This is a genomic window from Herbaspirillum sp. Her3 (genome assembly GCF_057961275.1).
On record NZ_CM176328.1, the window covers coordinates 4415039 to 4437524 of the forward strand.

A 22486-nucleotide genomic window follows, 5' to 3' on the forward strand; every position below is an offset into this window, starting at 1 on the left:
CTCTGTTGCGGAAACGAAGGTGAAGTAATTTGGTAGCGCTACCAAATAGAGTGAACAAATGGTAGCGGTACCAAATTTGCCTGTCAATGGGCAAATGCATGTTGCCTCAATGCACCAAAACAGGGATTTGGGAACTACCCTCAGGCGCTATCGCGCGGGATGATGGAAAAGCCTACGTCGACGACGCGCTCGCTCACCTCGATGCCTGCGGCACGGTCGATGATGAAGCGCGCGGCACGCTGCCCGATACCGGTGCCGTCAATGCGCACGGTGGTCAGGCGCGGCTGCAGGTCACGCGAGAACTCAAGATCGCCGAAGCCGACCACGGCCAGTTGCTGCGGAATGGCGATGCCACGGCTCTGCGCCTCGATCATCACGCCCAGTGCCAGCAGGTCGGAGCTGCAGAAAATGGCATCCAGATCCGGCTGCGCCTGCAGCAACTCGGCCAGTCCCTGTCGGCCCTGGCCGAGCGTGGTCGGCGCGATGACGTGGTGCATGGGCAGCGTCGCCCTGCCCTCCTGCATGCCCAAGGCCACACACTCTTGCGCAAAAGCGTTCATGCGTCGCTGGCTGCGCTCGTCGCGGCCACCCACCACGGCGACCTTCCTGCGCCCGCGTGCATGCAGATAGCGCGCCACCTCGCGGCCGATGGCTTCGTGCGAAAAACCGACCAGCATGTCGATGGGCGCGGGCGTGAGATCCCAGGTTTCCACTACCGGAATGCCGCTGGCCAGCAGCCGCTTGCGCGCCTCGGCCGAACGCATGATGCCGGTCAGCACCACGCCATCGGGACGGCGGCCGATGATGGCTTCGAGCAGCGCATCTTCGCGCGAATTCTCATAGCCGCTCTGGCCCAGCATGACCTGGTAGCCGGCCGCAGCGAGGGTCTCGGTGAGGGTATGGACGATTTCCTGGAACACCGGGCCGATGACGGTAGGCACCACCACCGCCACCAGGCGGCTCTTGTTGGAGGCCAGCCCGCCGGCCAGCAGATTGGGGACGTAGCCGGTCTTCTCGACCGCCTCGCGCACCTTCTGCAAGACCTTGGGCGAAACCGCCGAGGGCGTGTTCAAGGCCCGCGAGGCAGTAATCGGCGCCACCCCGGCCAGTTGCGCCACGTCGCGCAGGGTGATGCCCCCGGCACTCTTGCGCGGACCACGGCGGCGCGGTTCGGCGCTGTCGTCGTCGCCCTTGCTGCGGCTGGAATCAGGGGAATCGGCGGAAAAAGGGCTGTGTTCTGGCATGGCCGGCATTCTAGCATTGGCGCTGGTAGCGATACCAATGCAGGTGGGGCCAAGCCGGCCCATGCAGCATCTTTAACTTGAGTTCAACAATGCCCGAACGGAAAAAATCACGGCTTGCGCGGCTCGCGGTTCTGCAATTGCAACTGCAAGCGCTCCAGCGCGCTACCCACCGGGATGAAGAAATTCATTCCCGCCAGCCCCTTGGCCCCGAGCCCGGCCACGGTGATGCCGATCACCTGTCCGGACTTGTCCAGCAAGGGCCCGCCGCTGCTACCGGGCAGGATGGCGACATCGCTTTGCAGGAAATCGAGATCACGTACCGTACGCACGCCACTGAGAATGCCGCGCGTGAGCGTGCTGTGGAAGGCATCGCCCAGCGGCGAGCCCAGCGCGTAGACATCCTCGCCGATCCCCGGCGCGCCGGTACGCAACGGCATCGGCCGCACGCCCGGCGGCTCGGTCTTGAGCAAGGCGATGTCGCGCGACGCATCCACCCGCAATACCTCGGCCACCAGTTCACGCCCGGTCGGCAGGCGCACGCGCACCACGCGTGACTGGCCGATCACGTGCAGGTTGGTCAGCAGCCACCCTGAGCTGCCGATGTAGAAACCGGTACCGGAACTGCGCTCGGCCAGTACCGTCACCACTGCCGAGCGCAATTCGGGCATGCGCCTGGCAATCTCGATAGCAGCACCATCGGCGGGCTGGTTGTCGATCAGCACCGCATTGCCGGGCAGCACCGTCGGGGCTGCCTGCGCCGCGCTGCCGTTGGCGGCCGCCGCCGCGCTGTCGTAGGGCGATTGCAGGGCCAGCGCAAACTGCGGATCGGCCAGCAGATTGCGGACCGCCACCGCGAAGGCCTCCACCGGAATCGGTGGCACGGCACCCTCCAGGGCCTTGTCGCGCGCCCGATAGAGGCCTTCGGTACGGCTGCGGTAGATCACCTTGCGCTGCTCGGGCGCGAACACCTGCCATTCCAGCCGCAGGTACGCTTCGCCGCTCCAGGCATTGCCGCTCTTGACACAAAGATTGGTCAGCAGTTGCGTCACGATCACGCCCACTTGCAGATTGAAATCCGCCGGGCGGGCCTCATTGGGGGTGAGGCCGTCATCAGGCTTTTCCTGAAACAGCGGTGTGGCCTGGGTCATCGGCACGGGATAGCCATACTGCTGCAGTTCGCTGCGAAAGCGCTGGGACAGCGTATCGATGTGCAACATCAGGTCGGCACTCTTGGCGTTCCACAGGATGTCGTTCTTGCGGGAGCAGAACAGGCCCCCCTGCAACTCGCCGATAGGCTGCACGTCCTGTTCGAAGCGTCGCTGCGCGCGGGCCAGGAAAACCGGCCGCGCCATCGCCTGCGCATTGAACTGCAGCGGCGTCTTGATCTCCACGGCAGGCAGGATGGCCTCCCCCGCACGCGCGGACAGGGGCTGGCCGAATGCGCAGGCCAGCAACGCGGCCATGAAGGGCAGCACCGGCACGCGGCGCTGGATCGTCTGGTTCATCATCGGGCGGAAAAAGGTTGACCAGCCGGCCGCGCCGACTGGAGGAGCGATGCATTCTCGCACGCAAGATGAAACCTCCGCGATTGCCCCAAATGCCCGATATATGAAAAAAAATTCCCGCTCTCACAAGAAAGCGGGCGTCCTGCACAACACCGGGATGAAATAATTTACGCCACAGCGGGTTGCGGGTGGTTGCGCTGTCCCTTGATGCGCAACACCAGCACCGCCCCGACCAGACAGGCCACGCCCATCATGATCGACGACAGCGTGTAGTTGCCCAGCGTGGCGCGCATGTAGCCGGCCACCGTGGTCGCCGTGGCGGCGCCGAGCTGGTGTCCGGCCACGATCCAGCCAAACACGATGGGTGCGGCCAGGCGGCCGAAGACGTCATTGGCCAGGCGCACGGTCGGCGGCACCGTGGCGATCCAGTCCAGCCCGTAGAACAGGGCAAAGATGGCCAGGCCGTAGTACTGCAGGCCGAAGGCATAAGGCAGGAAGATCAGCGCCAGTCCGCGCAGCCCGTAGTACCAGAACAGCAGTACGCGCGGGTTGTAGCGGTCCGAGAGCCAGCCCGAGAGCGTGGTGCCGACCAGATCCAGCATGCCCATGGCCGCCAGGATGGAAGCGCCGCGCACTTCATTGATGCCGTAGTCATTGCACATGGCGATGAACTGGGTGCCGATATAACCGTTGGTGGAAAGCCCGCACACGAAGAAGCTCATGAACAGCAGCCAGAAGTCCGGCATGCGTACCGAGGTGCGCAGTGCATCCAAGGCGATGGCCAGGGGATTGCGTTTGGAACGGCCGTCGTCCGCAGTCTCGCTGGTCTGGCCGACCATTTTCTGGCCGATGGCCGCCGGCCCTTCCGGCAGCAGCAGCCACACCAGCGGAATGGCTAACAGCGCCACCGCCGACACCAGGAAGGCCACCGAGCGCCAGCCATAGCTGCCCACCATGGCTGCCATCAGCGGCAGGAACACCATCTGCCCGGTGGCCGCACTGGCGGTGAGCAAGCCCATGGCCAGCCCGCGCCGGGTTTCGAACCAGCGGCTGACGATGGTGGCGCCCAGGGTATTGGCGGCCACGCCGGTGCCGGCGCCGACCAGCAAACCCCAGGACAGCAGCATGTGCCAGGGCATCTGCATGAGGGTGGACAGCGCCGTGCCGCTGGCCAGCAGCACCAGCGCCCCCAGCACCACGCGGCGGATGCCGAAGCGCTGCATGGCGGCCGCCGAGAACGGGCCGATCAAACCATAGAGGGCGATGTTGACCGAGATCACCACCGAGATGGTGGAGCGGTTCCAGCCGAATTCCTGCTCCAGCGGCAGGATCATCACCGAAGGCGTGGCGCGGATACCGGCCGAACACAGCAGCACGAGGAAGATCACACCCACCACCACCCAGGCATAGTGGAAACGGGGGGTGACGGCATTGGCCAGCGATTGGGTCAGTTTGTTCATTGCGATCCTGTATGGAGACAGACGCGAGGTTGATGGAAGGGCGGGACGGAAATGGCGGGTGAAATTACCTTCATTGGGCGCTCAAGCCAGGCCAGACAAGGCCTCAGTCATCCTGCAGCCGGGCGTAGGCATCTTCGATGAGGTCATTGAAGTCGCGCGCGAGCCTGGGACCGAGCCGACGGTCGATCTCGTCCTGGGCGCGGCGCCAGCGCGGGCGGGCCTGCTCCAGCTTGGCGCGGCCCGGGCGGGAGAGCTGCAGCGCGAAGGAACGCTTGTCCAGCAGTTCGTCCTCGGGCAGGTCCACGGTCTCGACCCAGCCTGCCGCCATCAGCGGTTTCAAGGCGCGGCTCAAGGTGCTGCGGTCCATGCCCATTTCCTGGGCCAGCGTGATGTTGGCAATGGGACCCTCACGGCCAATGCGGCTCAACAGCGAATACTGGGTGATGCTCAGTTCGCTGTCCTGCAGGTGATGGTCGTAGATGATGGTGATCCGGCGCGTGAGGCGGCGCAGGGGGGCGCAGGTGCAGATGTCCTTGCTCATTAAGCTGTGCCTAGTCTTATTTGATACATAGATAGTGGGTCGGATTCATATTTATGCATATACATAGATGCATACGCATGGTATTTCCCTGACCGCAATCGGTCAAGTTTTAATCTCCAAATTCGAAATCGCGCAGACATGTGTCAACATAATGTTGACCAAAGTTGGAATTAATGTAACATTGGAAAACGCGTGGGCGTCCCGCCCATTCGCTTCAGTCGACACGATTAGATTTCTGGGTAAAGCCCATTGGGGCGTCGGTAAGTTACTTACCGGCTAAAGGGGAGGCGCTGAGACCGTCCGTCTCTTCCTTGAAGAGAGTTAGTCGCAGGGTCTGGCCATGAGGGGCATGGCAGCTTCCAGCGATCTGTCGATGAAGGCGACATGCCCTTCTGCACCCTATTGTATGGGTTGGCCAGACCACTTTGAATTCGACGTGGGGTTCCCGTGCGCTCGTACCGTCTGCATCCAACAAAAGAAAGCCAAGGGACTATCGGGTCTTTTTCAGCGCTGTGTATTGCATTGGATTTAAAGTCCAATCAGTTTGCGGACGCGCTGGCCATTCCTAGCGAGCAACGCTATACACGCAAGGTCATCCCTAAAAAAGATGGTACAGATCGCGTCGTTTATAACCCCCATCATCTGATCCGGAAAATTCAGCACAGATTGAATAAGCGGCTGTTTTCCGTTCCGGAGATCATCAGGTGGCCTGACTATATATTTGGCTCCATCCCAAATGACATCGAATTAGATTCAGAATCCGAGGGAACAGTCTCTAATCGCGACTACGTCAACTGCGCTAGGCAACACTGTGGAGCCAAAAGTATCCTCACGGTAGATATAAAAAATTTCTTTGACAACGTGCACCAAGATCACGTCTGCGAGATATTCACTGATTTTTTTTGTTTCCCTATCGAAGTCGCCGAAATACTGGCAGATCTTTGCTGCCACCGCGAAAGCCTACCGCAGGGAGCACTTACCTCAAGCTATCTGGCGACTCTATGCCTTTATAAACACGAGGGAGCCCTTGTAAAAAAGCTGCGCCACAAATCTCTTACGTACACTCGTTTCGTAGACGACATTACCATCTCCACGAAAGTAGCGAACTATGAGTTTGGTTACGCTCTGTCCCAAATCGAGCGTACGCTAAGTGAAGCGGGCCTGCCGCTAAACCTTCAAAAAACGCGAATGCAATATGCATCCATGAAACCACTAATAGTTCACGGACTACGCGTTGATTTTGATGAACCTCGATTACCCCCTGAAGATCCCCGAAAAATACGAGCTGCCGTCAAAAATTTAGAGCTTCTCGCCGCATCTCCTGGATATAGAGCGTCTAGAGCTTATCGGAAGGACTTCAATAGGTGTATGGGACGAGTAAATAAACTCGGACGAGTGGGACATAGTCAGCATTCAGCACTTTTGTCTCGATTAAAAAAGATCCTCCCGTTGCCCTCACACATGGATATCGAAAGAGCAGAAAAACAAATAGCTTCACTTAAAAACGATTTATTAAAGCCTGGATATCAAGACACAATATGGTTTAGAAAGCGCTTCTTTGTCGCGAGCGAACGTCTAGGCGTGCTCAAACGGTCCTTCCCCAAGAAAGCCGACGAACTTCGAAATGAATTGCGAGCAATTAGTCCGCCTAAAAATCATGTTTAAAGTCGCAAGACGTTTCTTTTCAGAGCATCTGAGCATTGCCATTTTAGCTGGGCTTATCGCCGGGATAATACTCATCGGCACGACTATCTCAGCATTCACATTTTCCCGCACACTGAAAGAAACGGGACTAATTAATCGATCTATTTGTTGGAGCGACGGATGCGTAAAAGAATTAGTCGAACAGATTCCTAACACATTAGGAATACTGAAGACCACAATGGATGTAAGTGTGGCGATAGCAACGGCCGGAGGTATATTTGTGGCCCTTCTAAGTTACTTCACGACCGCAAGCAATGCGGCCCTCACCAATCATATTGAGCATCTAAAAGTATTTAACGAATACTTAGAATCCGAAATTAAAAAACGAGAAAAACTCTCTTCACAGCAGATCGACGCTCTACTTCTGTACAACGTGATTTTCGATCAGTCGCGCTTTGGCAAAACCTCTGTCTCAGAAAGTTATAAAGTTTTTGTAAAAGAATTGAACAAAATAATACAAGAGTCAAATGAGCGATGCGTCATAGGTATGCCGGGCGGCTTCAACTATAAGGACCATCAGCGTAAGGTGAAGGAGCTATTGGAGAGCGCTGGAATTACCGTATATATGGCTCCGAGAAACGACTATTTTGAAATGGAGGACCAATTATTTTCCCTTCTACATCGAGTTAGTCAGTCCTTCTGCCCACCAAATATTCTCGAGTCAATCGGCAAACGCTCTTACTACTAACTCAGATCGTCATACCCCCCGCTATCATCCAGATCAACATTGCTCAGATCAGCCAGATCGCTACTGCTGCCGACATCATTGCCGTAGTCATTGCTGGCCACGTCCGACTGACGGTCGCCGTCACTGCCGTAGTAATTGTTGACGGTCGTGTTCTCGATATTCTCCACCGGCGCGCTCAAGCCGTTCTGGTGCGCGAAGCCGGAGCCGCTGTTGCCGTTGAACAAGTGTTCGATCCCCTGGTACAGGAACGCGCCACCGGCCACCCCCGCTGCTGTAGCCGCCACGGTGCCAAGCATGCTGCCCATGCCACCGCCGAAGAAACCGGAAGACTGCGCTGGCGCTGCCTGATAAGCCGGTGCGGCAGGCACAGGTGCCGCGTAAGCCGGTGCAGCCGCAGGTACATAAGCGGGCGCAGCCGCTTGCGCACGCGCCGCGGCAGGCGCATGGCCCCACGCGTTGCCATCCAGAAAGCCCGGCTCGCGCCCACCGCCCGCCGCACCCGCCTGCAAGGACTGCACCTGGCTTTGCAGGGCCGCCACTTGCGCCTTGGTGGCGTTCAAGGCCTGTTCCATCAGCAAGGCGCGCTGTACCAGCAGATAGGCCGCGTCCGGCTGCTGCGCCACCGCCGCCTGGATCATGGCGTCGGCCTGGGCATCCTTGCTGATGCCGCGCACCTGGGTCAGTTGCTGGAGAAAATCCTGGAGGGCTTGTGTTTCTTGCGGACTCATGATGCCTGGCTCCCAACGAAATAAAAAACGGTCAACCGCGTCAATCGCGATTGAAACAAAGACTGTAGACACAGCGTTCCAGCCTGTTGCAGTGGATGAGCCGGACCGCTGTCAAAGTGATTATGCGCGCGATCCGCTTGCAAATTTGTGTCAACAATCGTCGACTTGGAAACAGGTTGTAACAGCCAAAAGGGGCCGACATGCCGCTCCACCAGATCAAACAGCAAGCGGGCAAAAAACCCGAAATGTGAAATTTTAGGTAATATCCCCCTCCCCGCACCCGTTCCGGCTGCCACAAGCCCGGAGCAGGCGGAGGCAGGCGCGGGCCATGGCCACCGGTATCGGCGGCCGGATCCTGCACCCTACTCCGGACCGACGAGAATCCACCATCCTTCCCGATCGGCCCGCCGCATTCAAGACCAGGAAACAAGAACAGCGCAAGCTGGCCGCCGACGCCCGTCGTTGCGCAGACCGCTTGTCCAGGACCGTTTAACCCTCAAGAAGACCATGACCCAACAAATTTCCGCCGCCGAGCAACTCCTGCGTGACGCCGCCCGCGAATACCATCGCACCCCGACACGCGGCAAGATCGAAGTCCGTGCCACCAAGCCGCTGTCCAACCAGCGCGACCTGTCGCTGGCCTACTCCCCGGGCGTGGCCTATCCCTGCCTGGACATCGAAGCCGATCCGCTGAAGGCCTTCGACTACACCTCGCGCGGCAACCTGGTGGCCGTCATCAGCAACGGCACCGCCGTGCTGGGCCTGGGCAACATCGGTCCGCTGGCGTCCAAGCCGGTGATGGAAGGCAAGGGCTGCCTGTTCAAGAAATTTGCCGGCGTGGACGTGTTCGACATCGAACTGGCCGAGAACGACCCCGACAAGCTGGTCGAGATCATCGCCGCGCTGGAACCGACCCTGGGCGGCATCAACCTGGAAGACATCAAGGCCCCGGAATGCTTCTACATCGAACAGAAGCTCTCGGCCCGCATGAACATCCCGGTCTTCCACGATGACCAGCACGGCACCGCCATCATCTCCTCGGCGGCTCTGCTGAACGGCCTGGAACTGGTCGGCAAGGACATCGGCGCGGTCAAGATCGCCGTCTCCGGCGCGGGTGCTGCCGCCATTGCCTGCGTGGAAGTGATGATCGGGCTGGGTGTGAAGCGCGACAACGTCTACATGGTCGACAGCAAGGGCGTCATCTATGAAGGCCGCCCCGGTGGCCTGGACGCTTCCAAGCAGCGTTACGCCATCAAGACCGAAGCGCGCACCCTGGCCGATGTGGTCAATGGCGCCGACGTCTTCCTGGGCTGCTCCGCCCCGGGCGTGCTGACTGCCGAGATGGTCAAGACCATGGCCGACAAGCCCATCATCCTGGCGCTGGCCAACCCGGAACCGGAAATCCGCCCCGAACTGGCCAAGTCGGTCCGTCCGGATTGCATCATCGCCACCGGCCGTTCGGACTATCCGAACCAGGTCAACAACGTGCTGTGCTTCCCCTACATCTTCCGTGGTGCCCTCGATTGCGGCGCCACCAAGATCACCGAAGCCATGAAGCTGGCCTGCGTGCGTGAAATCGCCGACCTGGCCAAGGCCGAGACCAGCGCCGAAGTCAGCGCCGCCTATCCGGGCAAGGAACTGGTGTTCGGCCCCGACTACCTGATCCCGACCCCGTTCGATTCGCGCCTGATCCTGAAGATCGCCCCGGCCGTGGCCAAGGCCGCCGCCGAATCCGGCGTGGCCACCCGTCCCATCCAGGACTACGCCGCCTACCGCGAAGAACTGACCCGCTTCATCTACCAGACCGGCATGTTCATGCAGCCGGTGTTCCACACCGCCAAGGTCGCGCCGCAGCGCGTGGTCTACGCCGATGGTCAGGATGAGCGCGTGCTGCGCGCGGTCCAGTTCGTCGCCGACGAAGGCCTGGCCGCACCGATCCTGGTCGGTGAACCCGGCGCCATCGAAGCCGGCATCAAGAAGGCCGGCCTGCGCCTCAAGATCGGCCAGGACGTGCAGGTGATCGACCCGGCTACGGACTCCCGCGTGGCGCAATACGCCGCCCACTACAAGGACGGCAGCCAAGCCGACGTACGCGCCAGCGGCAGCCTGCTGGCGGCGCTGATGGTCAAGGCCGGTGACGCCGACGCCATGCTGTGCGGCCTGGACGGCAACTACGATGGCCACCTGGCCCACGTGGAAAAGGTCATTGGCCTCAAGGAGGGCGCACAGGAATTCGCCGCCCTGAACGCCGTGCTGCTGCCGGAACAGACCCTCTTCATCACCGACACCTACGTCAACGACAGCCCGGACGCCGAGCAACTGGCCCGCATCGCCAAGGCCGCGGCCGAAGAAGTGGCGCGTTTCGGTGTGCCGCCCAAGGTGGCCTTCCTGTCGCACTCCAACCAGGGCAGCTCCTCGCGTCCCTCGGCCCGCAAGATGGCCGCTGCGCATGAAGCCTTCAAGAAGCTGGCCCCGCAAGTCGAATCCGCCGGCGAACTGCATGGCGACGCCGCCCTGTCGGAAAAGATCCGCCACAATGCCGGTCTGGCCGACAGCGGTTTGACGGGCGCCGCCAACGTGCTGGTCTGCCCCAACCTGGATGCCGCCAACATCCTCTTCAACGTCTTGAAGACCAGCAGCGGCCAGGGCACCACCATCGGCCCCATCCTGCTGGGTGCGGCCGCACCGGTGCACGTGCTGACCCCATCGAGCACGGTCCGTCGCGTCATCAACATGACCGCGCTGGCTGCGGCCATGGCGCAGGACGGCAAGTCCAAGGCCTGAGCCGGTAACACCGTTTCGGCTGCATCATGAACAACGCCCCGCCATCGCAAGACGGCGGGGCGTTTTCCTTGGGAGTACCGGAACGCGGCGGCGCGTTCAATCCTTGAGATAGTGCGGGAAGCGCTGCCGGATCTCTTCCAGATGCGTGAGCGTGCCCGAGAGGTGCTCACGCAAGGCAGCCTGCGCCGCCTGCGCATCGCCCGCCGCAATCGCATCGACGATGGCTGCGTGATCGCGCAACACGCGCCGGGTCTTGCCGGGCAGCGGCACGTGCAGGTTGCGCAGGCGGTCCAGGTTACCGCTCTGCCGTCGCACCATGGCCCACAGCTCCGGCACTTGCGCCGCCTCATACATCAGCCGGTGGAAAGCCTGGTCAGCCAGCACGAACTCGGCATAGTTCTCCCGCCCGGCCAGCACGCGCTGCACCTCGATACTGCCGCGCAGCCGGCTCACCAATGCGCCATCGGTACGACGCGCCAGCGTATGGACGATCTCCAGCTCGATGGATCGGCGCAGGAAATGCGCCTGCCGCGCCAGCGTCACATTGATCGCGCTGACCATGGTGGCATGCTGGGGAAAGATATCGACCAGCCCCTCCTCACCCAGCTTGATGAGCGCATCGCGGATGGGCGTCTGGCTCAGGCCATATTGCGCGGCCAGTTCGGCCCGCTGCAGGACCGTACCGGGCGCCAGCTGCACACCGATGATGAGCTCGCGCAGATGCTCGAAAACCTGCGGCGCCGCATGACGTGAACGGTCCAGCGGGGGAACGGTGAAGGTGACGGGCTCGGTAGCGGTGGATGGGGTGGCAGTACTCATGCAGGAAATCCTCAATTAAAAACGGGCAGCGTGTCAACAAACCGGCCGCCAGCTCTCATGCCCGGCATGATACCTGTCCGGGCCTCATTGACGCACTAATATATTAGTGTTTTAATGCATCAAATCGCGCAGTCGTACGATGACCGGAGGAAGTTCAGTGCCGGCACGGCCATCAGAAGCCCACCACGACAGCACCCTTCCCATTCAGGAGACATGTGTGGAAACCATCAAGCCATCGGCCAGCGCCTTCGCAGCGGCCGAGCCTTCCGTCTTGCAGCAGGCGGTCAGCAAGATCAAGCATCGGGTGCTGCCCTTGTTCGTGGTGATGTTCATCGTCAACTACATCGATCGCGTCAACATCGGTTTCGTGCGCAGCCACCTGGCCACCGACGTGGGCATCAGCACGGCCGCCTATGGACTGGGCGCGGGATTGTTCTTCGTCGGCTATGCGCTCTTCGAGGTGCCTTCCAACCTGCTGCTGCAACGCTTCGGCGCCAAGGCCTGGCTCACACGCATCATGGCGACCTGGGGTCTGGCGGCCACGGCCATGGCCTTCGTCAACAGCGAGAACACCTTCTACCTGCTGCGCTTCCTGCTGGGCGCGGCCGAGGCCGGCTTTTTCCCCGGGGTGATCTACTACTTCACGCAATGGCTGCCAGCCAGCGAACGCGGGCGCGCCATGGCGATCTTCCTGTCCGGGTCGGCGCTGGCATCCATCCTCTCCGGGCCGATCTCGGGCGGCCTGCTGCAGCTCGATGGCGGCGGCCTGCATGGCTGGCAGTGGATGTTCATCATCGAAGGCATGGCCTCGGTGGTACTGTGCGGCTTCGTCTGGTTCTGGCTGGATTCGATGCCGACCGATGCGAAGTGGCTCAGCACTGAGGAACGCGCGGCCATCACCAGCACCATCGTGGCCGAACAGGCCGAGCGCCTGAAGCACAAACCCGCCCATGTCTCGCCGCTGCAATTGCTGCGCGATCCGCAGATAGTGATCTTCTGCTTCATCTACTTCTCGATCTCGCTGACCATCTATGGGGCCACCTTCTGGCTGCCCAGCATCATCCGCAAGATGGGCAGCTTCAGCGATTTCCAGGTGGGGCTGTTCAATTCCATTCCCTGGGTGATCTCGATTGTCGCCATGTACGCCTTCGCCGCCCTGGCCGCCCGCTTCAAGCACCAGCAGGCCTGGGCCGCCACCGCCCTGGTGATCGCGGCGCTGGGCATGTTCGCCTCCACCTTCGGCAACTCGGTCTATGCCTTCGTCTCGATCTGCTTTGCGGCGGTGGGATTCAAGGCGGCTTCCTCGCTGTTCTGGCCGCTGCCCCAGGGCTATCTGGATGCGCGCATTGCGGCCGGCGTCATTGCCCTGATCAATTCCATCGGCAACCTCGGCGGCTTCGTCGCACCGACCACCTTCGGCTTCCTGGAGCAGCGCACCGGCTCCATCCAGGGTGGCCTGATGGGGCTGGCCATCACCTCGCTGGTGGCGGCCGGCGTGGTATTGCTGGCGCGCTCGGGGCCGGCGGCCTCGCGCTGAAGATCAGTCCAATCCGTTTCCCGCACATCACAGAAAGTTCAGCATGAAAATCGCCCGCGTCACCGTCACCCCCATCGCCTTCAAGGATGGTCCGCTGTTGAATGCCAGCGGCATCCACGAACCCTATGCGCTGCGCTCCATCATCGAGATCGAAACCGACAATGGCTACATCGGCCTGGGTGAAAGCTACGGCGATGCCCCGGCCCTGAAGATCCTCGATCTGGTGAAGCAACACCTGGTCGGCCTGGACCCGTTCAACCTCAACGGCCTGCGTGCCATCGTGCGCGGCGTGGTGGCGGCGATGGCGCCGGCCAGCAATGCGGGGGCCGAACTGGCGCCCGGCTCGCACGCCAGCAAGGCGGTGTCGAATGCCTACTCGGCCTTCGAAGTCGCTTGCCTGGATGCGCAGGCGCGTTACCTGAACGTGCCGCTGGTGGACCTGCTGGGCGGCGCGGTGCGCAAGGAGATTCCCTTCAGCGCCTATCTGTTCTTCAAGTATGCGCAGCACATCGACAGTCCCTATGCGCCGGACGCCTGGGGCGAGGCCCTGAGCGAAGAACAGATCGTGGCGCAGGCGCGCAAGATGATCGAGGAAAACGGCTTCAAGAGCATCAAGCTCAAGGCCGGCGCGCTGGACCCCGAGCATGAGGTCGCCTGCATCAAGGCGCTCAAGCAAGCCTTCCCCGACGCCCCGCTGCGCATCGACCCCAACGGCAACTGGTCGCTGGAGACTGCCATCCGCATGGCCGAGCTGCTGGGCGACGACCTGCAATATTACGAAGACCCGACCCCCGGCCTGGAAAGCATGGCCGAACTGCACCGCCGCACCGGCCTGCCGCTGGCCACCAACATGGTGGTCACCGACTTCGACGAACTGCGCCGCAGTGTCGCCCTGAACAGCGTGCAGATCGTGCTGGCCGATCACCACTACTGGGGCGGCCTGCGCGATACCCAGCAACTGGCGAAGATGTGCGACGTCTTCGGCCTGGGCGTGTCGATGCATTCCAACTCCCACCTGGGCATCAGCCTGATGGCGATGTCGCACGTGGCGGCGGCGGTGGAGAATTTGTCCTATGCCTGCGATACGCACTATCCCTGGCAAGAGCCCGACGAAGAAGTCATCCGGGGCGGCAAGCTGCCCATTCGCAATGGCTGCGTGCAGATCACCGATGCGCCGGGCCTGGGCGTGGAGATCGACCAGGATCAGCTGCGCAAGCTGCACCAGCTCTACCTGGAATGCGGCATCCGCCAGCGCGACGACGTGGGCCAGATGCGCAAATACAAACCCGACTGGAAGACGGTCAAGCCGCGCTTCTGAACATCCAACAAATACGGCGGCCGCAGCCACCGTGATTTTTTGCCGGAACCTTCATGCACCAGAGGGAGAGGCAGGCCAGCAAGGCCGCCCCAGCCTCATCGTGCGAAGTAAAGATCATGCAGGTGGTTTAGCGCTACATCGGCGGCCTTCTGCGACAGGATCACCCTGCCGCCCTGCATCAGGTAGACATGATCGGCCACGCCCACGGCGCGCTCGGTGTTCTGCTCCACCAGGATGATGGTGCGGCCCTCTTCCTTCAGGCGCGCAAGGATCTCGAAGAGCTCGTTGACCACCACCGGCGCCAGTCCCAAGGAGGGCTCGTCGATGATGAGCAGCCTGGGCTCGGACATCAGTCCGCGCGCCATCGCCAGCATCTGCGCCTCCCCGCCCGAGAGCGATCCGGCCAGTTGGCGGCGCCGTTCGCGCAGGCGCGGGAACATCGTATAGGCGCGTTCCAGGTTGTCCTTCACCCGCGCCCGATGCTGCGGGGCGAAGGCGCCGACGATGAGGTTTTCCTCGATGCTCATGGCGCGGAAGATCATGCGTCCTTCCGGGATCATGGCCATCGAGACCTTGGACATTTCCCAGGTCGGCATGCCGTTGAGCACTCGGCCGTCCAGGCTGACCTGCCCCTGCCCGACCGGGATCAGGCCCATGATGGCGCGCAGCAGCGTGGTCTTGCCGGCGCCATTGGGACCGATGATGGTGGTCAGCTGTCCCTGTCCCACCGTCAGCGAGACATCCCACAGCACGTTGATGGCGCCATAGCCGGCGCGCAGATTGGTGACTTCCAGCATTCACGCTCCCGTGTAACTCTTGATGACCGCCGGATCATTGAACACCTGGGCCGGCGCGCCCTCGGCGATGAGCTGGCCGAAGTTGAGCACGGCCACGCGCGGGCAGAGCTTGCTGATGGTTTCGATGTCGTGTTCGATGATGACGATACCCACCGCAAAGGCTTCGTGCAGGCCTTTGAGCATCTGCATGAAACGGCGCTTGCCATTGGTTTCCAGTCCGGCGAGCACTTCATCAAGCAACAGCAGCTTGGGCTGCGTAGCCAGCGCCTTGGCCACCTCCAGCGCCTTCAGCTCGGTCAGCGCCAGTCCGGTGGCGGCATCGCGCCCGGCCTTCTCCGTCAGGCCGGTGAAGGCCAGCACCTCATCGATCTTGCGCGCGTCCACCTTGCCGGTGGCAAAGCGCTGGGCCACGATCAGGTTCTCGCGCACGGTCAGTTCATGCATGGGCTGCGGAATCTGGAAGGTGCGCCCGATGCCCAGCCGCGCACGCCGATGCAGCGGTGCATGCAGGACATCCTGGCCATGGAAGCGGATGGCGCCACTGGTGGGCCGCACCAGTCCGGAGATGGCATTGAAGAGCGTGGTCTTGCCCGCGCCATTGGCACCGACCAATCCGACCACATCGCCCGTGCCCACCTTCAGGGAGACTTCATCGACCGCCGTCAGGCCGCCGAAACGTACCGAGACTTTTTGCAGCTCAAGCATGCTGTTCTCCCGAATTGCGCTTGCCCAGCTTGCCGACCTTGCGAAGGAGCGGCAGCAGGCCATCGGGACTGAAGACGATCATCGCCACCAGCAAGGCCCCCAGCACCAGCTGGTGGCCGGAGGGAATGAGGTTCTTGAACACCAGCTGATCCAGCAGATACACCACCACCGCACCGATCACGGGCCCGGTGATGCTGCGATAGCCGCCGAAGATGGCGGCCACGATGGGAATCGTCACCCACAAGGCGCTGAAGGCATAGTCCGGTTCGAGGAAGCTGATGTAATGCGCATTGAAGGCGCCGACCACGCCGCACATGAAGGCCGACAGCAGCAGCATCATGCCCTTGAGCACGGTACTGTTGACGCCCACCACGCGGGTGGCATCCTCGCTCTCGTGCATCGCGCGCAGGGCAAGGCCATAGTGGCTCTCGCGCACGCGGGCATAGACCAGTGCGAAGACGGCCACGATCAGCAGGATCACGAAATACGCGCCGATCTTGCTGGACAGGTCCAGTCCCAGCACGGTGGGCAGGCGCGCAATGCTGGACAGCCCGCCCGAGCCGCCCGTCATCGACGTCCATTCGGTAGCGAGGATGCGGAAGATATGCGCATAGGCCAGGATCGCCAGCGCGAAATACGGTCCGCGCAAGCGCAACACCGGCAGCATCGCCAGCGCCGCCACCAGCGCACCGACGCCACCCAGCAGCAGCGCGGCCAGTACCGGCACGCCGTATTTCATGCTCAACACCGCCGAGGTATAGGCCCCCACGCCGAAGAACGCCGCATGGCCAAAGCTGATCATCCCGCCCAGGTTGCCCAGCAGCGCCCACGACAGCGCGATGCCACCGATCACCATCGAGGCCACCAGCAGGCTCATCACGTAATGATCCTGCGCCAGCAGCAGCGGCACACCCACCAGCAGCAAGGGCAGGCCCAGCAGGGCGGGCAGCTTGTTCCGGTTCATCGTCATCGTCTTACCCCCTTCTTGCCCGCAGGCCGAACAAGCCGTTGGGCATGATGAACAGCACCAGCAGGAACAGCCCCATGCCCGCCAGTTCCTGCAGCGCCGAGCTGGCCAGGGTCACGGTCAGCGCTTCGGCCACACCCAGCAGCACCGCCCCGATCAGCACGCCGGGAATGGAGCCCACACCGGCCAGCACAGTAATAATGAAAGCCTTGACTGTGAGCACCCCGCCATAAGCCGGACTGATAACACCATAACTGAACAATGCCACCCCCGCGAAGGACGCCAGGATGCCGGCCACGATGAAGGACACCAGTTCGGTATAGCCCGGGTTGATGCCCATGAGCTTGGCCGCATCCCGATTGCTGGACACCGCCCGCACGGCGCGGCCATACCAGCTGCGCGAGAGCCACCACCAGAGGGCGGCCATCATCAACAGGCTCACGCCGAAGAACAGCACTTCGCTGCGCATGCTGTAGAAGGGACCGAGCACGAAGGCTTCCTGCAGCCATTCGGAACTGGTGGAGCGGATGTCGGCCTTCCAGATCAGCAGCATGCCGTTGGTCAGGATCACGCCGATGCCATAGGTGAGGATGAGCGAATTGATTTCGCGGTCCTTCTTGATGCGGCTGACCACGGCATACACGATGGCCGAGGTCAGGCACACCACCACCAGCGCAATCGGAATGGCCAGCACCGGATTGACGCCCAGGCCGGACTCCACCGAATAGGCAATGTAGGCGGCCAGCAGCACCAGCTCGCCCTGCGCCAGGTTGATGACCCGCATGGCGCCGAACACCAGCGCCAGGCCCAGGGCAATGAGGGCGTAGGAGCCCCCCTGCAGCAGCCCCGAGTACAGGGCTTGCAGTATCAGTTCAGTCATGTCTGCATTCCGTTGGAGTGGGCGCCGGCCGGGCGTTACCAGGGCACTGCCGGATAATTCATCTTGTTGGTGGCCGCCGCCCTGGGCCAGACGATGGCCACCTTGTCGCCCTGGTGCTGGCCCATGTGGTGGGTGAAGTTCAGGTTGTCGCCATTGGCACCGAACTGCACGCGGCCGATCAAAGTGTCGCGGTCGGTCTTGCGCATTTCTTCGGCCACGCCGTCTTTCTTCAGCGTCCCCTTGTCGGCGGCGCGGGCGATGGCTTCAAACAGCAGCATCGATTGCACGTAGCCGAACTGGCCCAGGTAGTCCGGGTCCTTCTTGTAGAGACGGCGGTAGGTCTCTTCGAAGAGCTTGCCATCGGCCGTGGTGAATTGCGCCGGGAACGGCAGCAGTGCCGTGCCATACACATTGGGCACCAGGTCCGGGAAGTCCTGCGCCATCTTGGGCGTGGCCAGCGACCATACACCCACCATGGCCTTGACCGAGGGCTTCAGCACGCGCGCCGCACGCAGGATGCCCACGTAGTCGTTCTCGTAGCCGATCATGGCGATGACTTCCGGCTTGTCCTGCAGCTTGATCTTGTTGATGATGGGCTTGAAGTCGCTGATGGCCGGATCGAAAGCGTGCGAAGTCACCTTCAGTCCCTTGGCGCCCCAGGCTTTTTCCAGGTCCCTGGCCAGCGCGGCGGTGGCTTCCTTGGTGGAATAGACGATGGCCACCGAGCGCGCATTCATGTCTTCCAGCAGGCCCACCATGGCCTTCTGGTAACCGGCCACGTTGTTGATGCGGAAGAAGTTCTTGCGGCCGCTGCTGACCAGGTTGTCATCCACCCCGCCCGAGGTCACGTAGACCAGCCCTGCCTTGCCGGCTGCATCGGCGGCCGGGGCGATGTTGTTGGAACCGTAGCCACCGGTGATGGCCAGCACACCCTCCCCGGCCAGTTTCTCCACGGCGGCAATGGCCTTGGCCGGGGCCGATTCGTCATCGATGGTGACCAGCTTGATCTTGTGCTTGCCATTGGTCTTGTTGAAGACGTCGGCCGCCACGTTGATACCTTCCTGCATGCCCGAGCCGACCCGCGCCAGGCTGCCGGTCAGCGGGATTTCCACGCCGACCTTGAGTTCATCGGCCGCCGCGCTGCTCATGCCGGCTGCCAGAGCCGTGGTCATCGAGACCAGCAGGGCCAGCCGCCGGAGGCCTTGGTATTTGTTCGTCATTGTCTCCACCTCTTTCATCTGGATGATGTTGATGTGATGTCCTGTCCGCCTGTGCGGACGCGTTCCGGTTCAGCGATGGAGATGGCGTAGCCTTCGCGCCCGAGGCGCAACGTACCCATTGCTGAAACGGATCGGCATGATCCGGACGGTCTGATCTTCTTTGTCTTGTTTTGATGGACTTGCGGTACCGCGCTGCTACTGAAACCGGTCATGCCTGCGCTGCCGGTTTTCTGTCTCCGTACTGGTTATTGCTTGTTCTTGTTACTGGCCGCTCAATGGCGGCCCATGCTCGCTTCCACCGTGCGCACGACGTTCACCAGGCGCGGGCCGAGGTCTTCCATCAGCATCTCGCGCGTCAGCATGAAGGCTGGGCCGCCACAGTTGAAGGCCATGATCTTTTCTTCGTTGGCATCGATCATGGGCACACCGACGGCGCTGATGGTCTTTTCCCATTCGCCGACCGAAATGCAGAAGCCATGATCCTGGTAATCCTTGAAGGCCTGCTCGATGCCGGCCTTGACCTTGGGCCATTGCTCTTCGTTGCGCAGGCGGATGTGGTCCATCAGGAAATCGCGTTCGTTCTGGGGCAGTGCGCACAGCAGCGCGCGTCCCATCGACGTGGTGGCCAGCGGGATGCGCGAGCCCACGTCGCGCCGCAGGGTCACGGCCGACTGGCCGCGCGTGGCCTCGATGTAGACCATGCTCAGGCGATCACGGATGCCCAGTGCCACGTTGCATTGCGAATAGTCGGCCAGCTCCTGCATCGCGGGACGCGCCAGCTTGCGCACGTCCATGCCCGAGAGCAGTGAATAGCCCAGCGCCAGCACGCCCGAGCCGAGCTGATAGCGGCCCTGGTCTTCGGAATATTCGAGATAGCCCAGCCGGGTCAGGGTATGCGTGAGACGCGAGATGGTCGGCTTGGGCAGGCCGGTGCGCTTGGCCAGTTCGGTATTGGTGAGATAGATCTCGCCGGGGCGGAAGCACCGCAGGATCTCCAGTCCACGCGCCAGGGCATTGACGAACTGCCGGTCGTGGCTCTCATCCTCACCCTTGAACGACACAATCTCATCCATCCGTCACATCTCCGCGTGGCCGGGCCGTGCCGCATGGTCACGTTGCCCTTCATTGGCTGTGGAATGTACACACCTGAAATCGCAGTGTCAATTATTTGCGAACGCGTGTTCCGCTGTGCAAAATAAGCCACCCGGATATCGCCTCCCTACAACGCCTGCAGTGGCCCCTGGCTTGAACGGCGATTTGGACAATCGGCCGCAAACGCCCACCCCGCCTGCCCCCTCCTGACAATTGTGCAGATCAGGCGACTGCGGTATGCACGGTTTACACATCCGGCGCAAATGCGGTATCGTTGCCGACAAAAGCCATTTGCGAACCGTAATTTCGCTGTGCGGAACAACTAAAACAGGAGACGTTCCATGTCCACCCAAGCGACGGCGGCGGCCGAGTCGGCCCCCGTCCATCTGGCGCGCGACGGCGCCGTGCTGGTCGTGACCATTGCCAATCCCCCGGTGAACGCCCTGGGCGTGGCCGTGCGCCGCGGCCTGCTGGCCGCCATCGAAGAGGGCGAAGCCGATACGAACGTGGCCGCCATCCTCATCACCGGGGCCGGCCGCAACTTCATCGGCGGGGCCGACATCCGCGAATTCGGCAAGCCGCCGCAAGCGCCGCTGCTGACCGAACTCTGCAATCGCATCGAAGCCTGCAACAAGTCGGTGCTGGCCGCCATCCATGGCGCGGCGCTGGGCGGCGGGCTGGAAGTGGCGCTGGCAGCGCATTACCGGCTGGTGCTCGGCAACGCTCGCCTGGGCCTGCCGGAAGTGCAGCTGGGCCTGCTGCCCGGCGCCGGTGGCACGCAACGTACACCGCGCCTCATCGGTGCCCGGGCAGCGCTGGACATGATGCTGACCGGCCGCCACCTGAGTGCGAAGGAAGCCCTGGCCCTGGGACTGGTGGACCGGCTGGCCGAAGGCGACAGCGCCGAACAGGCACGCGCCGCCGGCCTGCGCGAATTGCAGGCGCTGGTGGAGATGCGCCTGCCGGTACGCCGCAGCCGCGATGGCACCGCCCTGGCCGACACGGCCGCCACGCAAGCGGCCATTGCAGCGGCGCGTACCGAGGCCGGCAAGAAATCGCGCGGCCTGTTCTCCCCGCACAAGATCATCGATGCGGTCGAAGCCGCCACTACCCTGCCCTTCAACGAAGGCCTGGCCCTGGAGCGCAAATTCTTCCTGCAATGCCTGGACAGCCCGCAGCGCGCCGGCCTGATCCACGCCTTCTTCGCCGAACGCGAAGTGCAGAAAGCCCCCGAGACCCGCAACGCCCAGCCACGCCGCATCGAACGCATCGGCGTGGTCGGCGGCGGCACCATGGGCGCCGGCATTGCGGTGGCAGTGCTCGATGCGGGCCTGCCGGTGACCATGATCGAACGCGACGACGCCGCGCTGGCACGTGGACGCGCCCATGTGGAAAAGATCGTCGATGCCCAGGTCGCCCGTGGCCGCCTCACGCCCGAGGCGCGCAACGCCGTGCTGGCACGCCTGCAGGGCAGCACCCGCTATGAAGACCTGGCCACGGCCGATGTGGTCATCGAAGCGGTATTCGAAGACCTGGCCGTGAAGCAAGCCGTATTCGCAGAACTGGATCGCGTCTGCCAGCCCGGCGCAGTGCTGGCGACCAATACCTCCTACCTCGACATCGATGCGATTGCCGCCAGCATCTCGCGGCCTGCGGACGTGATCGGCCTGCATTTCTTCTCGCCCGCCAACGTGATGAAGCTGCTGGAAATCGTGGTGCCGCGCCAGGTCGCCAGCGACGTGGTGGCCACCGCTTTCGAGCTGGCCAGGCGCCTGCGCAAGGTGCCGGTGCGCGCGGGCGTATGCGATGGCTTCATCGGCAATCGCATCCTGGCGGTGTATCGCCAGGCGGCCGACGCCCTGATGGAAGATGGCGCCTCGCCCTATGAGATCGACGAGGCGGTACGCGACTTCGGCTTTGCCATGGGCCCCTACCAGGTAGCAGACCTCGCCGGTGGCGACATCGGCTGGGCCACCCGCAAGCGCCGCGCTGCCACACGCGACCCGCGTGCGCGCTACGTGCACATTGCCGACCGCCTGTGCGAGCGCGGCTGGTTCGGCCAGAAGAGCGGACGCGGTTTCTATCGCTATGCCGAGGGCGCACGCAGCGGCACGCCCGATCCGGAGGTACTGGCCCTGATCGACGAGGAACGTGCCCGCGCCGGTATCACGCCCCGTCGATTCAGCAAGGAAGACATCCAGCGCCGTTACCTGGCTGCGATGATCAACGAAGGTGCCAACGTCGTGCATCAGGGCATCGCGCTGCGGCCGCTGGATGTGGATGTGACCTTCCTCTATGGCTATGGCTTCCCGCGTCATCGCGGTGGCCCCATGAAGTATGCCGACATGATCGGCCTGCCCAAGGCGCTGGCCGACATCCGCGCCTTTGCCGCCGAAGATCCGCTGTTCTGGACGCCATCGCCGCTGCTGGTGGAACTGGTCGAACGCGGCGCCAGTTTCGATTCGCTGAACCAGGCCGGCTGAGCGCCCGCCCCGCA

Annotated in this window: 19 protein-coding genes; 7 read left to right on the plus strand and 12 right to left on the minus strand. The window is 62.4% G+C overall.

The annotated features are described in order from the left end of the window. Positions 1 to 140: 140 nt before the first annotated feature. The 4 genes from ACVC5H_RS20205 to ACVC5H_RS20220 form a co-directional block, all read right to left on the minus strand. Complete coding sequence (locus ACVC5H_RS20205) at positions 141 to 1253, minus strand: LacI family DNA-binding transcriptional regulator (protein WP_489619519.1); 1113 nt, start codon at positions 1251 to 1253, stop codon at positions 141 to 143. Positions 1254 to 1351: 98 nt separating this feature from the next. After that, entirely contained in the window at positions 1352 to 2749 is a 1398-nt protein-coding gene (locus tag ACVC5H_RS20210) for a S1C family serine protease (RefSeq protein WP_489619520.1), read from the minus strand. Between the two features lie 167 nt (positions 2750 to 2916). Then, positions 2917 to 4209, minus strand: a complete 1293-nt coding sequence (locus ACVC5H_RS20215) for an MFS transporter (RefSeq protein WP_489619521.1) — start codon at positions 4207 to 4209, stop codon at positions 2917 to 2919. Between the two features lie 103 nt (positions 4210 to 4312). Then, the gene (locus tag ACVC5H_RS20220; protein ID WP_489619522.1) at positions 4313 to 4750 is read right to left on the minus strand and encodes a MarR family winged helix-turn-helix transcriptional regulator; all 438 of its coding nucleotides are present in this window, start codon (positions 4748 to 4750) and stop codon (positions 4313 to 4315) included. A 447-nt stretch (positions 4751 to 5197) separates the two neighbouring features. Here ACVC5H_RS20220 and ACVC5H_RS20225 point away from each other — a divergent pair, with 447 nt between their 5' ends. Both ACVC5H_RS20225 and ACVC5H_RS20230 read left to right on the plus strand, forming a co-directional pair. After that, on the plus strand, positions 5198 to 6415 hold the full coding sequence (locus ACVC5H_RS20225) for a reverse transcriptase family protein (protein WP_489619523.1): 1218 nt from the start codon (positions 5198 to 5200) through the stop codon (positions 6413 to 6415). Next, the gene (locus ACVC5H_RS20230) at positions 6408 to 7142 is read left to right on the plus strand and encodes a retron Ec48 family effector membrane protein (RefSeq protein WP_489619524.1); all 735 of its coding nucleotides are present in this window, start codon (positions 6408 to 6410) and stop codon (positions 7140 to 7142) included. Before ACVC5H_RS20225 ends, ACVC5H_RS20230 begins: the two co-directional genes overlap by 8 nt. Here ACVC5H_RS20230 and ACVC5H_RS20235 read toward each other — a convergent pair. Then, complete coding sequence (locus ACVC5H_RS20235) at positions 7139 to 7870, minus strand: DUF2076 domain-containing protein (protein ID WP_489619525.1); 732 nt, start codon at positions 7868 to 7870, stop codon at positions 7139 to 7141. The genes ACVC5H_RS20230 and ACVC5H_RS20235 overlap by 4 nt on opposite strands. Before the next feature lie 328 nt (positions 7871 to 8198). On the opposite strand from ACVC5H_RS20235, the gene ACVC5H_RS20240 reads away from it, so the two are divergent. Both ACVC5H_RS20240 and ACVC5H_RS20245 read left to right on the plus strand, forming a co-directional pair. After that, positions 8199 to 8363 carry a hypothetical protein gene (locus ACVC5H_RS20240; protein ID WP_489619526.1) on the plus strand — a complete coding sequence of 55 codons (165 nt, stop codon included), beginning with the start codon at positions 8199 to 8201 and terminating at the stop codon, positions 8361 to 8363. Between the two features lie 14 nt (positions 8364 to 8377). After that, positions 8378 to 10654, plus strand: a complete 2277-nt coding sequence (locus ACVC5H_RS20245; RefSeq protein WP_489619527.1) for an NADP-dependent malic enzyme — start codon at positions 8378 to 8380, stop codon at positions 10652 to 10654. A gap of 96 nt (positions 10655 to 10750) precedes the next feature. On the opposite strand, the gene ACVC5H_RS20250 is transcribed toward ACVC5H_RS20245, so the two are convergent. Next, complete coding sequence (locus tag ACVC5H_RS20250; RefSeq protein ID WP_489619528.1) at positions 10751 to 11473, minus strand: GntR family transcriptional regulator; 723 nt, start codon at positions 11471 to 11473, stop codon at positions 10751 to 10753. 217 nt (positions 11474 to 11690) lie between these two features. Here ACVC5H_RS20250 and ACVC5H_RS20255 point away from each other — a divergent pair, with 217 nt between their 5' ends. Then, positions 11691 to 13010 carry an MFS transporter gene (locus ACVC5H_RS20255; protein WP_489619529.1) on the plus strand — a complete coding sequence of 440 codons (1320 nt, stop codon included), beginning with the start codon at positions 11691 to 11693 and terminating at the stop codon, positions 13008 to 13010. A gap of 43 nt (positions 13011 to 13053) precedes the next feature. Continuing rightward, on the plus strand, positions 13054 to 14328 hold the full coding sequence (locus tag ACVC5H_RS20260; protein ID WP_489619530.1) for a glucarate dehydratase family protein: 1275 nt from the start codon (positions 13054 to 13056) through the stop codon (positions 14326 to 14328). A 95-nt stretch (positions 14329 to 14423) separates the two neighbouring features. Here the strand turns inward: ACVC5H_RS20260 and ACVC5H_RS20265 are convergent, their stop codons facing one another. From ACVC5H_RS20265 to ACVC5H_RS20290, 6 genes are all read right to left on the minus strand, one after another. Continuing rightward, a complete protein-coding gene (locus tag ACVC5H_RS20265) occupies positions 14424 to 15125 on the minus strand; it encodes an ABC transporter ATP-binding protein (RefSeq protein WP_489619531.1) in 702 nt (233 codons plus the stop codon). After that, a complete protein-coding gene (locus ACVC5H_RS20270; RefSeq protein ID WP_489619532.1) occupies positions 15126 to 15830 on the minus strand; it encodes an ABC transporter ATP-binding protein in 705 nt (234 codons plus the stop codon). After that, positions 15823 to 16800: a branched-chain amino acid ABC transporter permease gene (locus ACVC5H_RS20275; protein WP_489619533.1), complete on the minus strand. Its 978-nt coding sequence runs from the start codon at positions 16798 to 16800 to the stop codon at positions 15823 to 15825. The genes ACVC5H_RS20270 and ACVC5H_RS20275 overlap by 8 nt, the downstream gene beginning before the upstream one ends. A gap of 4 nt (positions 16801 to 16804) precedes the next feature. Next, positions 16805 to 17677: a branched-chain amino acid ABC transporter permease gene (locus ACVC5H_RS20280; protein ID WP_489619534.1), complete on the minus strand. Its 873-nt coding sequence runs from the start codon at positions 17675 to 17677 to the stop codon at positions 16805 to 16807. 35 nt (positions 17678 to 17712) lie between these two features. Continuing rightward, a complete protein-coding gene (locus tag ACVC5H_RS20285) occupies positions 17713 to 18897 on the minus strand; it encodes an ABC transporter substrate-binding protein (RefSeq protein WP_489619535.1) in 1185 nt (394 codons plus the stop codon). A 272-nt stretch (positions 18898 to 19169) separates the two neighbouring features. Then, positions 19170 to 19970 carry an IclR family transcriptional regulator gene (locus ACVC5H_RS20290; RefSeq protein ID WP_008326330.1) on the minus strand — a complete coding sequence of 267 codons (801 nt, stop codon included), beginning with the start codon at positions 19968 to 19970 and terminating at the stop codon, positions 19170 to 19172. 360 nt (positions 19971 to 20330) lie between these two features. Here ACVC5H_RS20290 and ACVC5H_RS20295 point away from each other — a divergent pair, with 360 nt between their 5' ends. Beyond that, a complete protein-coding gene (locus ACVC5H_RS20295; protein ID WP_489619536.1) occupies positions 20331 to 22472 on the plus strand; it encodes a 3-hydroxyacyl-CoA dehydrogenase NAD-binding domain-containing protein in 2142 nt (713 codons plus the stop codon). Positions 22473 to 22486 lie beyond the last annotated feature (14 nt).

Coding starts and splice junctions, on each gene's coding strand:
- ACVC5H_RS20285 (WP_489619535.1), bottom strand. CDS start 18,897: ATGACGAACAAATACCAAGGCCTCCGGCGGCTGGCCCTGCTGGTCTCG.
- ACVC5H_RS20235 (WP_489619525.1), bottom strand. CDS start 7,870: ATGAGTCCGCAAGAAACACAAGCCCTCCAGGATTTTCTCCAGCAACTG.
- ACVC5H_RS20215 (WP_489619521.1), bottom strand. CDS start 4,209: ATGAACAAACTGACCCAATCGCTGGCCAATGCCGTCACCCCCCGTTTC.
- ACVC5H_RS20265 (WP_489619531.1), bottom strand. CDS start 15,125: ATGCTGGAAGTCACCAATCTGCGCGCCGGCTATGGCGCCATCAACGTG.
- ACVC5H_RS20280 (WP_489619534.1), bottom strand. CDS start 17,677: ATGACTGAACTGATACTGCAAGCCCTGTACTCGGGGCTGCTGCAGGGG.
- ACVC5H_RS20205 (WP_489619519.1), bottom strand. CDS start 1,253: ATGCCGGCCATGCCAGAACACAGCCCTTTTTCCGCCGATTCCCCTGAT.
- ACVC5H_RS20270 (WP_489619532.1), bottom strand. CDS start 15,830: ATGCTTGAGCTGCAAAAAGTCTCGGTACGTTTCGGCGGCCTGACGGCG.
- ACVC5H_RS20240 (WP_489619526.1), top strand. CDS start 8,199: ATGGCCACCGGTATCGGCGGCCGGATCCTGCACCCTACTCCGGACCGA.
- ACVC5H_RS20275 (WP_489619533.1), bottom strand. CDS start 16,800: ATGACGATGAACCGGAACAAGCTGCCCGCCCTGCTGGGCCTGCCCTTG.
- ACVC5H_RS20295 (WP_489619536.1), top strand. CDS start 20,331: ATGTCCACCCAAGCGACGGCGGCGGCCGAGTCGGCCCCCGTCCATCTG.
- ACVC5H_RS20250 (WP_489619528.1), bottom strand. CDS start 11,473: ATGAGTACTGCCACCCCATCCACCGCTACCGAGCCCGTCACCTTCACC.
- ACVC5H_RS20220 (WP_489619522.1), bottom strand. CDS start 4,750: ATGAGCAAGGACATCTGCACCTGCGCCCCCCTGCGCCGCCTCACGCGC.
- ACVC5H_RS20290 (WP_008326330.1), bottom strand. CDS start 19,970: ATGGATGAGATTGTGTCGTTCAAGGGTGAGGATGAGAGCCACGACCGG.
- ACVC5H_RS20245 (WP_489619527.1), top strand. CDS start 8,378: ATGACCCAACAAATTTCCGCCGCCGAGCAACTCCTGCGTGACGCCGCC.
- ACVC5H_RS20260 (WP_489619530.1), top strand. CDS start 13,054: ATGAAAATCGCCCGCGTCACCGTCACCCCCATCGCCTTCAAGGATGGT.
- ACVC5H_RS20210 (WP_489619520.1), bottom strand. CDS start 2,749: ATGAACCAGACGATCCAGCGCCGCGTGCCGGTGCTGCCCTTCATGGCC.
- ACVC5H_RS20230 (WP_489619524.1), top strand. CDS start 6,408: ATGTTTAAAGTCGCAAGACGTTTCTTTTCAGAGCATCTGAGCATTGCC.